A 12,318-nucleotide genomic window follows, 5' to 3' on the forward strand; every position below is an offset into this window, starting at 1 on the left:
CGGTCACATTCCGAACCCGGAAGCTAAGCCTCTCAGCGCCGATGGTACTGCAGGGGGGACCCTGTGGGAGAGTAGGACACCGCCGGACTTCTTTTGTGAAAGAGCCACCCAATGTTGGGTGGCTCTTTCTCGTTTACGGGCGCTTTTTCGCGTCGCTCGCGTCCTGTGTCGTAACGGATGCGGCGGCGCGGAATTCCGCGTGAAACCGCCCTTCTGCGCGCTGACAGCGGGCTGCCGACCGCGCGCGAACCGCGCTGTTCCCGCCGATCGTCATACGGTCGTCGTGCGCATTCACGGGCAATTAGTGTCGTGGCATGGCCGACAGCTACACCCACGGACACCACGCCAGCGTTCTGCGTTCCCACGAATGGCGCACCGTCGACAACTCGGCGGCCTACGTCGCCGACGCGTTCCGTCCCGGCGTGCGTGTGCTCGACGTGGGCTCGGGCCCGGGCACCATCACCGTCGACATCGCTCGGCGGGTGGCGCCGGCATCCGTCGTCGGGATCGACGCGGCCGCCGACGTCGTCGCGCGCGCCGTGCAGCTGGCCTCGGATGACGGCCTGGACAACGTCACCTTCACCACCGAGGACGCCTACGCGCTCGACCGCGCCGACGGCAGCTTCGACATCGTGCACGCCCACCAGGTGCTGCAGCACCTCAGCCGACCCGTGGACGCGCTGCGGGAGTTCCGCCGCGTCGTGGGGGATGGGCTCGTGGCTGCGCGCGACGTCGACTACGAGGGCGTCATCTGGTACCCGATGCTGCCCGGTCTGCAGGAGTGGCACGACGTCTACCTGCAGGTGCACCGCCGGGTCGCCGGTGACCCCGCCGCGGGGCGCAAGCTCAAGTCGTGGGCTCGCGCCGCGGGCTTCGCGGAGGTCTCCTCCAGCGCGTCGCTGTGGCTGTTCGAGACCGACGCCGACCGTGCGTGGTGGGGGCACAGCTGGGCCGAGCGGGCGCTCGAGTCGTCGTTCGCACAGCACGCCGTCGACCTCGGCATCACCGATCGCGACGGTCTCGAGCGGATCGCCGCCGGATGGCGCGCGTGGGCCGACGTCGCCGACGGATGGTTCCTGATGCCGCACGGCGAGGTCATCGCGCGGGGGTGATCCAGGACGCTCGCCGGCGGCTCTACGCTGGGGGCATGTCTGCATCCCTGCCGCCGCGAAGCCGTCTGGTCGCCGATGCCCTCGCGGCTGCCGGGATCACGGGCGGGATCCGTGTTCTTCCGGATGCGGCCTCGACCGCCGCGGCGGCGGCATCCGCGCTGCAGGTCGAGGTGGGGGCGATCGCCAACAGCCTGGTCTTCTGGTCGGACGGCGAACCGCTGCTCGTGATGACCAGCGGCGCGCACCGCGTGGACACGGCGGCTCTGGCGAAGCGCCTGGGGCGGGAAAGCATCCAGCGGGCCAGCGTCGAGCAGGTGCGCGAGGCGACGGGACAGGCGATCGGGGGAGTGGCGCCGACCGGGCACCCCGCGCCCCTGACGACGATCGTCGATGAGGACCTCGCCGCGTTCGAGGAGATCTGGGCGGCGGGAGGGACACCGCACACGCTGTTCCCGCTGACGTTCGCGGAGCTGGTCGCACTGACCGGCGGCACGGTGGCCGCCGTCGTCTGAGCGCGGTCGTCCGATCGCGGTCAGCGGGGCGCGTCGAGGCGCCAGCGGCTGGGGGCGACGGTCGCGATGTCTGCCCAGTCGGCCGCGTCCCATTCGAAGCTCGCGATGGCGCACGTCGTCATCTGCACCTCTGCACCGGCCAGGCGCGTCGCGAGCTCGCTGAGCCCCGGGTCGTGTGCGACGATCATGATGGTCGCGCGTTCGGCCTCCAGTGCCGCCTCGCGCGCGGTGTCGAGCACCGCGTCGGCGGATGCTCCGTACAGCGAGGGCAGCAGGACGGGGGCGATGCCGAAGGTCTCGCCGAACACCTCGGCCGTGGTGCGCGCCCGGAGCGCGTCGCTGGCGAGGAGTGCGTCCGGACGGACGCCGCGCTCGGCGAGCAGCTGCGCCATGCGCGGCGCCTCGCGCCGTCCGCGTGCGTTCAGCGGGCGCTCGTGGTCGGACGTACGGGCGTCGGCCCACTGCGCGGTGGCGTGGCGCACGATGGCGAGGGTGATCATGATGGGTTCAGCCTACGTACACCCAGGCGCGCCGTCCGCTCGCGAGCGTGACGGCGACCCGGGTGTAGAGGGCGACTTCGTACTCGTCCGCGGCGTCGACCTCGTCGGCCGTCACCGCCAGAGCCTTGCCGACGACCTTGTCGCGGGCGTCGCCGGTGCGCCGGAGGATGGGGTGCACGTCGAGCCCCGAGAGCTCGACGACGCGGCGGTCCTCGATCGGCGCGTAGTCCACCGTGAACCCCGGCAGGACATCGTCGTCCGCGTCGAGGAGGCGGCCGAACGTGTCGAGCTGCACCTCGGGATGCAGGAGCGTGCCGTAGGAGAACAGCAGTTCGTCGCGCGACGTGGACACTTCCGCTCCTCAGGCTCCGAACACGGCGTGGGCGATCGTGAAGATCGCGAGGCCGGCGAGGGAGCCGACGATGGTGCCGTTGAGGCGAATGTACTGCAGGTCGCGCCCGACCATGAGCTCGATTTTCTCGCTCGTCTCCTCGGGATCCCAGCGCTCGACGGTCTCGGTGATGATCGAGGCGATGTCGTGCCGGTAGCGCTCGACGAGGAAGACGGCCGCATCCGTCACCCAGCCGTCCACCCGCGCGCGGAGCACGGGGTCGGTCGACAGGCGCTGCCCGATCTCTGTGAGCGCCTCCACGAGGCGTCGACGCAGACCGCTCGTCGGCTCCTGCAGCGCCTGCGTGAGGCCGTTCTTCGCGGTCTGCCAGGCCTCGCCGGCGAGTTCGCGCACCCGCGGGGAGTCGAAGACCGAGGTCTTGGCATCCTCGAACCGCCCGATCGTGGCGGGGTCGTGCTGCAGGTTGTCGGAGAGCCGGGCGAGATATCCGTCGATCGCGTGACGCGCCGGATGGTCGGGGTCGACCCGCACGGCGGAGACGAACTTCGTCGCCTCGTGATACGCGGCCTCGTCGATGAGGTTGTGCACCATCGAGGGCACCCAGGACGGAAGGCGGCCCGAGATCAGACCGGCGAAGGACTGCCGGTTGGCGGAGAGCCAGGTGGCGATGCTGTCGGCCGCGAGGTCGACGGCCTGGTGGTGGGCTCCCGAGGCGACGAGCCGCTCGAGCCACCCGCCGAGCGGCGGACCCCACTCCGGGACGATGAGGTGCTCGCGCGCGAGGTCGCCGATGACGTCCTGCACATCGTCGTCGCTGAGGGCGTTGAGGACGTTCGCCGCCATGGTGGCGCCCTCGGTGGCCACGCGTTCGGCGTGCTCCGGCACCGCGAGCCACTCGCCGAGCCGGGCGGAGACGGACATCGACTGCAGCTTGGTGCGGACGATGTCGCCGGAGAGGAAGTTCGTCTCGACGAACTCGCCGAGCGTCCGTCCGATCTCGTCCTTGCGCGTCGGGATGATCGCGGTGTGCGGGATGGGCAGGCCGAGCGGGCGGCGGAAGAGCGCCGTCACGGCGAACCAGTCGGCGAGCGCGCCCACCATCCCGCCTTCGGCGGCGGCGCGCACGTAGGCGAGCCAGGGATACCGGCTCTGGAGCGCGAACGCGATGACGAACACGATCGCGAGCAGGATGAGTGCCCCGAGGGCGATGCCCTTCATGACGCGCAGCGAACGCAGGCGTTCCTGGTCGGCGGCGCTCAGGAGGGCGGCAGGGGTGCGGGGCATTTCGCCATCCTCGCACGGTGCCGTGGTCAGGGCGCCGTGTCGCCGCGCTGACTCGTCCAGTTGCGATCGAAGCTGCGGTTGCCATGGATGCGGCCGGCGAACGGTTCGAGCCGGGCCATGACGGCGTCGTCGAGGCGGACGGTGGCGCCGGCGATCCATTCGTCGACGTGCGCGGCGAAGCGCGAGCCGGGGATCGGCGCGATGGTGACGCCCGTCTGCGCGGCCCGGGTGAAGAGCCACGCCAGCGCGAGCTGCACGCCCGTCAGGTCCTGCGCCGCCGCGATCTCCCGGAATTCGCTCCGCAGCCCGGCGTTGGCAGCCAGGTTCTCGGGGGCGAACCGGGGGAAGCGGGGCCGCCCGTCGCCGGGGCCGATCTGCTCGGGCGTGAACGCATCCGAGAGCCATCCGCGACTGAGCGGCGAGTAGGGCACGAATCCGACGCCCAGCTCCGCCGCCGCGGGGATCACCGACAGCTCCACATCGCGGCTGACGACGCTCCACTCGGTCTGCACGGCGGCGATCGGGTGCACGGCGTGCGCGCGACGCAGCTCGTCCGCCGTCGCCTCCGACAGCCCCAGGTGGCGCACCTTGCCGGCCGCGACGAGCTCGGTCATCGCGCCCACGGTGTCCTCGATGGGCACGTCGGGGTCGACGCGGTGCTGGTAGTAGAGGTCGACGTGGTCGGTGCCCAGCCGGGCGAGACTCAGATCGATCTGCTCACGGACGTAGGCGGCGTCGCCGCGGATGCCGCGCGCACCGACCGTGCCGCCGGCGATGCCGAACTTCGTGGCGAGTACGACCTCGTCGCGACGCGTGGCCAGCAGACGTGAGATCGTGCGTTCGCTGCGGCCCTGGCCGTAGATGTTCGCGGTGTCGACGAACGTCAGCCCCGCATCCACGGCGTGGGTCAGCGTGGCCAGCGCGGTCTCGTCGTCGACGGCCCCATAGATGTCGCTCAGGCTCATCCCGCCGTAGCCGAGGGCGGAGACGGTCAGCCCGTCGCCGAGGGTGACGTGGGGGAGGGTCATCGCGACTCCGTGGGAAGGATCGGTCCGAGCCAGGCCGTCGCCGCGGCGCTGTGCGCGGAGTCGGGGTCGGAGGGGTGGAAGAGGCCGGCGGCCACGTCGCGGTAGAGCCGGCCGAGCTCCGAGGACGACCGGTACGACGAGCCCCCGACGACCAGCAGGGCGTCATCGACGACGGCCTTGGCCGAGACGACCGCGCGGTGCTTGACGCCCGCCAGGAGCGAGAACCATCGGCTGCCGTGGTCGGTCAGGTCGTCCACGTCGCCCGCGAGGGCGGCGAGCTGCGGGCCGAGCGCGTCGTAGGCGAGCACCATAGACGCGATCCGACGGCGGATGTCGGGATCCTGCGCGAGGGCGGCTCCGGTGCGGCGCGAGGTCTTGCTCTGCGCCGCTGCCACCGCGAGATCGAGCGCGCGCCGGGCGATGCCGGTGTAGACCGAGGCCAGCAGGATCTCGAACACGCTGAAGATGCCGAAGACGAGCGGATCGGGGCTCGGGCCGGGCTCCACCCGCCGCACGATCGCGGATGCGGGGGCGACCGCGTCGTGCAGCTCGGTCGTGCGCGACTGGGTGCCGCGCATCCCGACCGTGTCCCAGTCGTCGCGGGTGACGACACCGGCCTGCCGTTCGACGAAGCCGTAGACGATGCGCGGCGCATCGGGAGAGGTGGTGTCCAGGCCGTGCACGCCGAGCCGGGTCCACACCGGACCCAGCGACGTGAAGATCTTGGTGCCGGTGAAGGCGTATCCGCCGTCCGGGAGGGGGGCGGCGGTGGTCGAGCTGTCGAACAGCACCGCGTCGTTGCCGGCCTCGCTGATGCCGAAGGCGAACACCTCGCCAGCCGCGGCGCCCGTCTGCACGAAAGCCAGGTCGTCGATGCCGCGATCCTGCAGCACCTTCGCGACACCGGTCCACACGAGGTGCATGTTGATCGCGAGCGCGGTGGCCGGAGCGGCCGTGGCCAGGCGCTGCTGCAGCACCGAGGCGTCTGCGAGCGAGAGCCCGGCGCCGCCGCGGTCGGCAGGCACGAGGATCGCCGGATACCCGACGGCGCGCAGCTCGGCGAGGTCCTCGTCCGGGAAGACGTTGTCGTGATCGGTCGCGGCCGCCCGTGCCCGGATCCGCTCGAGGAGATCGTCCGGCAGGTAGGCCGCCGCATCCAGTGTCATGCGAGCACCTCGAGGAGCGCCGCGATCGTCTCGGCAGGGCGGTCACGGTGGGGGGAGTGCCCCGCACCCGGCACGACCGACATCGTGATCGCGGGGTTGCCGGCGAGCACCTCGGCGGCGGTCGCGCCGGTGAAGATGCTGTAGACCGCCGGGTCCGCGCCCAGGATGTGCGTGGGCACGCTCAGGCGGGCGGTGGTCGCGCGCACGTCCCATTCGGGGTTCTGCTCGAGCGTCTGCTCGACGGCCCATCGGCCGGCGGTGCGCGCCGCATCCGCCTTGAGCTCGACGTCCTGCGGGTGCCACAGCGGATGCTGCTCGCGTACGGCCTCGGGGGAGGGATCGGCGAAGGCCTCGCGCTGGCTGCGGTCGATGACCGCGCGGTGCGAGGGGAGCAGATGGATGGCGGGGTCGACCAGCACGAGCCGGGGCGTCCACGCGGGGTCTGCCACCGAGGCGAGGGTCGCGGCCGCGCCGCCCAGCGAATGGGCGATCACCGCATCCCAGGGGCCCTCGTCGGCGCGGGTGGCGGCCACATCCGCGGCGTACGCCTCGAGCGTGTAGTCGAGCGTGCGGGGCGCGGCGCCGTGGCCGCGCAGGTCGACGGCGACCGCGTACCAGCCGGCGTCGGCCAGCGCGGTGCCGAATCGCCACATGAGCGCGGCCGACGAGCCGAGCCCGTGCACGAGCAGAACGCGGCGGGAAGCGGTGGGAGAGCCCCAGGCGAGGCGCGGCAGAACGACGGATGCGGGCATGTGACGAGCGTACGACCCCCGCGCCGCTCGGGGCGTTTTGTGTGTCCTCAGGTGATGATCGGCACGGGTTCGGTGTCGGGGATGGGGCTCGGATCCCGGTGGCGGAGGTCGGGGAAGGCCCGCACGCACGCCGCGGCGACGAGCGCTCCGGCGACGCCGAACCCGGCGGCGGCCATGAACGCGCCCGGTGCCTCGACCGCGTCGATGAGGAATCCCGCGACCGCGGAGCCCGCTGCCGCGCCGATGAGCTGGCCGGTGCCGACCCATCCGTAGGCCTCGGCGGTGTCGGAGAACTTGACGCTGACCGAGGTCATCGCGAACAGCACGGCCAGCGCGGGCGCGATGCCGATGCCGGCGAGCAGCAGCGTGCCGCCCAGCCACCACACATTGAGCGAGAACATGGTGAGGATGAGCCCCACGGCGACGATGCCCATGCGCCGGGCCATCGCCCACGGGCCGATCGGGATGTGCCCGAAGCTGAGGCCGCCGGCGAGACTGCCGATCGAGAACACGGCCAGCACGAGGCCCGCCTCGAGCCCGCCGTGGTCGAAGGTGGCGACCACCCCCGCCTCGACCGCCGAGCATGCGCCGATGAGGAGGAACCCGATGACGGTCGCCAGCAGCACGGGCGGGCGTGCGAGCACCTTGCCGAATCGGCGCTTGCTGCGGGGGATACGCACGCGGCCCACCTCCGGCAGCAGGATGAACCACGTGCCGCCGCCGAGGAGGAACGCGACGATCAGGATGAGCGCCTCCCACGTGCCGACCTGCGTCGCGACGAACGTGATGACGACCGGCGCCAGGATCCAGATGATCTCCTGCAGCGAGGCGTCGAGGGAGTAGAGGGGCGTCAGCTGCCGGGAGTTGACCATCTTGGGATAGATGGTGCGCACCGCGGACTGCACCGGCGGAGTCGACATGCCCGCGATCAGCCCGAACGCCATGAAGCCCGGGACCGGCAGATCGAGCATCGCGATGGCGGTGATCGCGAGCGCGCAGACGATCATCGTGAGCGTCAGCACGCGCCGCATGCCCCATCGCCCCATCCACCGACTCGTGATGGGTCCCGCGACCGCCTGGCCGACGGAGGTGGCGGCGAGCACGAGCCCGGCCGCGCCATAGGAGCCCGTCACGTGCTCGACGTGAAGGAGGACGGCCAGACTCGTCATGCCGTTGGGGAAGCGCGCCGTCAGCTGGGCGGCGATGATGCGCGCGACTCCAGGGGTGCGCAGGAGATCTTGATAGCCCGCCACCCCTCAACGGTATCGCGCCGCGGCCGTCCGGAGCAGTGCGTGCGGCCGTGGTGTTCGACCCGCGCGACACGCCGTGCGGACGAATCCGTCGGATCTGTGGATGTCGGAGGCCGCTCGTAACGTGCCCCCTGTGGATGAGGCTCCGTGCCCCGAGCGTTTTCGGCGTGATTCAGGACTTTTCGAATCCGTCGGACACGCCGTGACCTGTGGATGAAACGGTGGACAACCTGTGTTGTACATGGGGATGGACGGTGGAAAATGACACGGATGTAACTACTACCCCTTGTGGTGCCTTCCGATGTCCGTACCCATATGTAGTATTGAGGTCCCGGCGGAACCCTAGCCGGACACACAGCCCGTTGAGGGGAGAGAAGAGGTCGAAATGGCGATCACGGTCTACACCAAGCCGTCGTGCGTGCAGTGCAACGCCACCTACCGAGCACTGGACTCGAAGGGCATCGAATACGAGGTCCTTGACCTCTCCGAAGACCCCACCGCTCTCGAGCAGGTGAAGGCCCTCGGCTACCTGCAGGCCCCCGTCGTCATCACCGACGAGGACCACTGGTCGGGCTTCCGGCCGGACAAGATCGACGAGCTGGCCGCGCGCCTGGCCTGACCCATGGCAACCGCGGTCGCAGAGTCTGCCGGCGCGGTTGCCTCCTCGGGCGCGGACGCCGCATCCACCTCCCCCCTCCTGGTCTACTTCTCGAGCGTGTCGGGCAACACGGCACGTTTCATCGAGAAGCTCGGGATGAGGGCGGTGCGTATTCCGCTCCACCCCACGGCACCTCCTCTTCGCGTCGAGGAGCCGTACGTCCTCTTCACCCCCACCTACGGGGGCGGACAGGGCCGGGGCGAGGAGAAGGGCGCGGTCCCCAAGCAGGTGATCCGGTTCCTCAACGACGAGGGCAACCGGTCCCTCATCCGCGGAGTCGTCTCCGCAGGCAACACCAACTTCGGTGACGCGTACTGCGCCTCCGGGGAGATCATCAGCCGCAAGTGTCGAGTGCCGCACTTGGACCGGTTCGAAGTATTCGGCACGCCAGAAGACGTCGAGCGGATCGGCGGAGGATTGGAACGATGGTGGCAGCGACAGTGACCGATATGGACTTCAAAGTCGAGGCGCGCTTCGAGGGGCTGGACTACCACGCCCTCAACGCGATGCTGAACCTGTACGACGCGAACGGGCAGATCCAGTTCGACGCCGACAAGCGCGCGGCGCGGGAGTACTTCCTGCAGCACGTCAACCAGAACACGGTCTTCTTCCACTCGCTCAAGGAGCGCCTGGACTATCTCGTGGAGAAGGAGTACTACGAGCCGACCGTCATCGAGAAGTACTCGCTGGAGTTCATCCAGGCGCTCAACGACTTCGCCTACGGCAAGAAGTTCCGCTTCGAGTCCTTCCTCGGCGCGTTCAAGTACTACACGAGCTACACGCTCAAGACCTTCGACGGCAAGCGCTACCTCGAGCGCTTCGAGGACCGCGTCGTCATGACGGGCCTCGCGCTCGCGGACGGCGACGAGAAGCTCGCGATGCAGCTCGTCGACGAGATCCTCTCGGGCCGCTTCCAGCCCGCCACCCCCACGTTCCTCAACGCGGGCAAGGCGCAGCGCGGTGAGCTCGTCTCCTGCTTCCTGCTGCGTATCGAAGACAACATGGAGTCGATCTCGCGCGGCATCAACTCGTCGCTGCAGCTCTCCAAGCGCGGCGGCGGCGTGGCACTGCTGCTGTCGAACATCCGCGAGGCCGGCGCGCCGATCAAGCAGATCGAGAACCAGTCCAGCGGCATCATCCCCGTCATGAAGCTGCTCGAAGACAGCTTCAGCTACGCCAACCAGCTCGGCGCACGCCAGGGCGCGGGTGCCGTCTACCTGTCGGCGCACCACCCCGACATCATGAAGTTCCTCGACACCAAGCGCGAGAACGCGGACGAGAAGATCCGCATCAAGACGCTGTCGCTGGGTGTCGTCGTGCCCGACATCACGTTCGAGCTCGCCAAGAACGGCGAGGACATGTACCTGTTCTCCCCGTACGACGTCGAGAAGGTCTACGGCGTGCCGTTCGGCGACATCTCGGTGACCGAGAAGTACCGCGAGATGGTCGACGATGCGCGCATCAAGAAGACCAAGATCAACGCCCGCGAGTTCTTCCAGACGCTGGCCGAGATCCAGTTCGAGTCGGGCTACCCGTACATCATGTTCGAGGACACGGTGAACAAGGCGAACCCGATCAAGGGCCGCATCAACATGTCCAACCTCTGCAGCGAGATCCTGCAGGTGAACACGCCGACGACCTTCAACGAGGACCTCTCGTACGCCGAGATCGGCAAGGACATCTCGTGCAACCTCGGCTCGATGAACATCGCCCTCGCGATGGATGGCGGTGACCTGGGCGGAACCGTCGGCACCGCGATCCGTGCGCTCAGCGCGGTGAGCGATCAGAGCCACATCCGCTCGGTCCGCTCGATCGAGGACGGCAACGACCGGTCGCACGCGATCGGCCTGGGCCAGATGAACCTCCACGGCTACCTGGCGCGCGAGCACGTGCACTACGGGTCGGAAGAGGGCATCGACTTCACGAACATCTACTTCTACACGGTGCTCTTCCACGCGCTGCGCGCCTCCAACGCGCTCGCGATCGAGCGCGGCGTCGCCTTCGACGGCTTCGCCGACTCGACCTACGCGTCGGGGGAGTTCTTCGACAAGTACCTCGAGCAGGAGTGGGTGCCCCAGACGGCTCGCGTGCAGGAGCTGTTCGCCGGTCACCACATCCCGACCCAGGGCGACTGGGCCGAGCTGAAGGCGTCGATCCAGAAGCACGGCATCTACAACCAGAACCTGCAGGCGGTGCCGCCCACCGGCTCGATCTCGTACATCAACAACTCGACGAGCTCCATCCACCCGATCGCGTCGAAGATCGAGATCCGCAAGGAAGGCAAGCTCGGCCGCGTCTACTACCCGGCGCCGTTCATGACGAACGACAACCTGGAGTACTACCAGGACGCGTACGAGATCGGCTACGAGAAGGTCATCGACACGTACGCCGCGGCCACGCAGCACGTGGACCAGGGTCTGTCGCTCACGCTGTTCTTCAAGGACACCGCGACCACGCGCGACATCAACCGCGCGCAGATCTACGCCTGGCGCAAGGGCATCAAGACGATCTACTACATCCGCCTGCGGCAGATGGCGCTCGAGGGCACTGACATGTCCGAGTGCGTCAGCTGCATGCTCTGACGGCTGCGGCGAAGAACCGAGAAGGAACGATGACCGAGAAGCTCAAACTGCTGACCGCCGTGCAGGCGATCAACTGGAACCGCATCCAGGACGACAAGGACCTCGAGGTCTGGAACCGTCTGGTGAACAACTTCTGGCTGCCCGAGAAGGTGCCGCTGTCGAACGACATCCAGTCGTGGAACACGCTGACCCCGGACGAGCAGACCCTGACCATGCGCGTGTTCACGGGGCTCACGCTCCTCGACACGATCCAGGGAACCGTGGGCGCGGTGTCGTTGATCCCCGACGCGATCACCCCGCACGAAGAGGCGGTGTACACCAACATCGCGTTCATGGAGTCGGTGCACGCCAAGAGCTACTCGTCGATCTTCTCGACGCTGGCCTCGACCCCCGAGATCGACGATGCGTTCCGCTGGTCGACCGAGAACGAGAGCCTGCAGAAGAAGGCGCACATCGTCATGGACTACTACCGTGGCGACGAACCCCTCAAGCGCAAGGTCGCCTCGACCCTGCTCGAGTCGTTCCTCTTCTACTCCGGGTTCTACCTGCCGCTGCACTGGTCGGCCAAGGCGAAGCTCACCAACACCGCCGACATCATCCGCCTCATCATCCGTGACGAGGCCGTGCACGGCTACTACATCGGCTACAAGTTCCAGAAGGGCATGGAGCAGCTGTCGCAGGCCGAGCGCGACGAGATCAAGGACTACACGTTCTCGCTGCTGTACGAGCTCTACGACAACGAGGTGCAGTACACGCAGGACCTCTACGACGCCGTCGGTCTCACCGAGGACGTCAAGAAGTTCCTGCACTACAACGCCAACAAGGCCCTGATGAACCTCGGTTTCGAGGCCATGTTCCCCGCCACCGTCACGAACGTGAACCCGGCGATCCTGTCGGCGCTCTCGCCCAACGCGGACGAGAACCATGACTTCTTCTCGGGCTCCGGTTCGTCGTACGTCATCGGCAAGGCCGAGGCGACCGAGGACGAGGACTGGGACTTCTAAAGACCGCGTGGTTCCGCGGATCTAGCACAACGACAAGGCCCCCGGCCGGTCACCCTCGTGGGTGGTCAGCCGGGGGCCTTTCGTCGTGCGGGCGTCCTCCTGGTGGTGACGCGGTGGT

The 12,318-nt window shown here is 68.8% G+C and carries 13 protein-coding genes and 1 rRNA gene; 7 read left to right on the plus strand and 7 right to left on the minus strand.

What is annotated here, in order from left to right; all coding sequences use genetic code 11:
* The 3 genes from rrf to AB0N73_RS12365 all read left to right on the plus strand — a co-directional run.
* Positions 1-88 (plus strand): 5S ribosomal RNA (gene rrf / locus AB0N73_RS12355); the annotation flags it as partial.
* 226 nt (positions 89-314) lie between these two features.
* Complete coding sequence (locus AB0N73_RS12360; RefSeq protein ID WP_363563859.1) at positions 315-1,112, plus strand: methyltransferase domain-containing protein; 798 nt, start codon at positions 315-317, stop codon at positions 1,110-1,112.
* Positions 1,113-1,147: 35 nt separating this feature from the next.
* Positions 1,148-1,624 (plus strand): YbaK/EbsC family protein, encoded by a 477-nt coding sequence (locus AB0N73_RS12365; protein ID WP_363563861.1) that lies wholly within the window; start codon positions 1,148-1,150, stop codon positions 1,622-1,624.
* A 20-nt stretch (positions 1,625-1,644) separates the two neighbouring features.
* Here the strand turns inward: AB0N73_RS12365 and AB0N73_RS12370 are convergent, their stop codons facing one another.
* From AB0N73_RS12370 to AB0N73_RS12400, 7 genes are read right to left on the minus strand one after another with little or no spacing between them, the layout of a single operon-like run.
* A complete protein-coding gene (locus AB0N73_RS12370; protein ID WP_363563863.1) occupies positions 1,645-2,124 on the minus strand; it encodes a histidine phosphatase family protein in 480 nt (159 codons plus the stop codon).
* Between the two features lie 7 nt (positions 2,125-2,131).
* Positions 2,132-2,476, minus strand: a complete 345-nt coding sequence (locus AB0N73_RS12375) for a gamma-glutamylcyclotransferase family protein (protein WP_363563865.1) — start codon at positions 2,474-2,476, stop codon at positions 2,132-2,134.
* Between the two features lie 9 nt (positions 2,477-2,485).
* Positions 2,486-3,760, minus strand: coding sequence for a DUF445 domain-containing protein (locus tag AB0N73_RS12380; RefSeq protein ID WP_363563867.1), 1,275 nt, complete (start codon positions 3,758-3,760; stop codon positions 2,486-2,488).
* 26 nt (positions 3,761-3,786) lie between these two features.
* Entirely contained in the window at positions 3,787-4,788 is a 1,002-nt protein-coding gene (locus AB0N73_RS12385; protein ID WP_363563869.1) for an aldo/keto reductase, read from the minus strand.
* Positions 4,785-5,954, minus strand: coding sequence for an acyl-CoA dehydrogenase family protein (locus AB0N73_RS12390; RefSeq protein WP_363563871.1), 1,170 nt, complete (start codon positions 5,952-5,954; stop codon positions 4,785-4,787). The genes AB0N73_RS12385 and AB0N73_RS12390 overlap by 4 nt, the downstream gene beginning before the upstream one ends.
* Positions 5,951-6,706, minus strand: coding sequence for an alpha/beta hydrolase (locus AB0N73_RS12395; RefSeq protein WP_363563873.1), 756 nt, complete (start codon positions 6,704-6,706; stop codon positions 5,951-5,953). Before AB0N73_RS12395 ends, AB0N73_RS12390 begins: the two co-directional genes overlap by 4 nt.
* A gap of 47 nt (positions 6,707-6,753) precedes the next feature.
* Positions 6,754-7,959, minus strand: a complete 1,206-nt coding sequence (locus AB0N73_RS12400; protein WP_363563875.1) for an MFS transporter — start codon at positions 7,957-7,959, stop codon at positions 6,754-6,756.
* 382 nt (positions 7,960-8,341) lie between these two features.
* On the opposite strand from AB0N73_RS12400, the gene nrdH reads away from it, so the two are divergent.
* Genes nrdH through nrdF form a run of 4 tightly spaced genes read left to right on the plus strand, consistent with a single transcriptional unit; the run spans position 8,342 to position 12,200 of the window.
* Complete coding sequence (gene nrdH, locus AB0N73_RS12405; protein WP_363563877.1) at positions 8,342-8,575, plus strand: glutaredoxin-like protein NrdH; 234 nt, start codon at positions 8,342-8,344, stop codon at positions 8,573-8,575.
* A 3-nt stretch (positions 8,576-8,578) separates the two neighbouring features.
* On the plus strand, positions 8,579-9,058 hold the full coding sequence (gene nrdI, locus AB0N73_RS12410; RefSeq protein WP_363563879.1) for a class Ib ribonucleoside-diphosphate reductase assembly flavoprotein NrdI: 480 nt from the start codon (positions 8,579-8,581) through the stop codon (positions 9,056-9,058).
* A complete protein-coding gene (gene nrdE, locus AB0N73_RS12415) occupies positions 9,040-11,196 on the plus strand; it encodes a class 1b ribonucleoside-diphosphate reductase subunit alpha (protein ID WP_363563881.1) in 2,157 nt (718 codons plus the stop codon). Before nrdI ends, nrdE begins: the two co-directional genes overlap by 19 nt.
* Before the next feature lie 29 nt (positions 11,197-11,225).
* A complete protein-coding gene (gene nrdF, locus AB0N73_RS12420; protein WP_363563883.1) occupies positions 11,226-12,200 on the plus strand; it encodes a class 1b ribonucleoside-diphosphate reductase subunit beta in 975 nt (324 codons plus the stop codon).
* Positions 12,201-12,318: the final 118 nt, after the last annotated feature.

Source organism: Microbacterium sp. NPDC089189, assembly GCF_040685095.1.
In the GTDB taxonomy this organism is placed as follows: domain Bacteria; phylum Actinomycetota; class Actinomycetes; order Actinomycetales; family Microbacteriaceae; genus Microbacterium.

Coding starts and splice junctions, on each gene's coding strand:
- AB0N73_RS12360 (WP_363563859.1), top strand. CDS start 315: ATGGCCGACAGCTACACCCACGGACACCACGCCAGCGTTCTGCGTTCC.
- AB0N73_RS12365 (WP_363563861.1), top strand. CDS start 1,148: ATGTCTGCATCCCTGCCGCCGCGAAGCCGTCTGGTCGCCGATGCCCTC.
- AB0N73_RS12370 (WP_363563863.1), bottom strand. CDS start 2,124: ATGATCACCCTCGCCATCGTGCGCCACGCCACCGCGCAGTGGGCCGAC.
- AB0N73_RS12380 (WP_363563867.1), bottom strand. CDS start 3,760: ATGCCCCGCACCCCTGCCGCCCTCCTGAGCGCCGCCGACCAGGAACGC.
- AB0N73_RS12385 (WP_363563869.1), bottom strand. CDS start 4,788: ATGACCCTCCCCCACGTCACCCTCGGCGACGGGCTGACCGTCTCCGCC.
- AB0N73_RS12390 (WP_363563871.1), bottom strand. CDS start 5,954: ATGACACTGGATGCGGCGGCCTACCTGCCGGACGATCTCCTCGAGCGG.
- AB0N73_RS12395 (WP_363563873.1), bottom strand. CDS start 6,706: ATGCCCGCATCCGTCGTTCTGCCGCGCCTCGCCTGGGGCTCTCCCACC.
- nrdH (WP_363563877.1), top strand. CDS start 8,342: ATGGCGATCACGGTCTACACCAAGCCGTCGTGCGTGCAGTGCAACGCC.
- nrdI (WP_363563879.1), top strand. CDS start 8,579: ATGGCAACCGCGGTCGCAGAGTCTGCCGGCGCGGTTGCCTCCTCGGGC.
- nrdE (WP_363563881.1), top strand. CDS start 9,040: ATGGTGGCAGCGACAGTGACCGATATGGACTTCAAAGTCGAGGCGCGC.
- nrdF (WP_363563883.1), top strand. CDS start 11,226: ATGACCGAGAAGCTCAAACTGCTGACCGCCGTGCAGGCGATCAACTGG.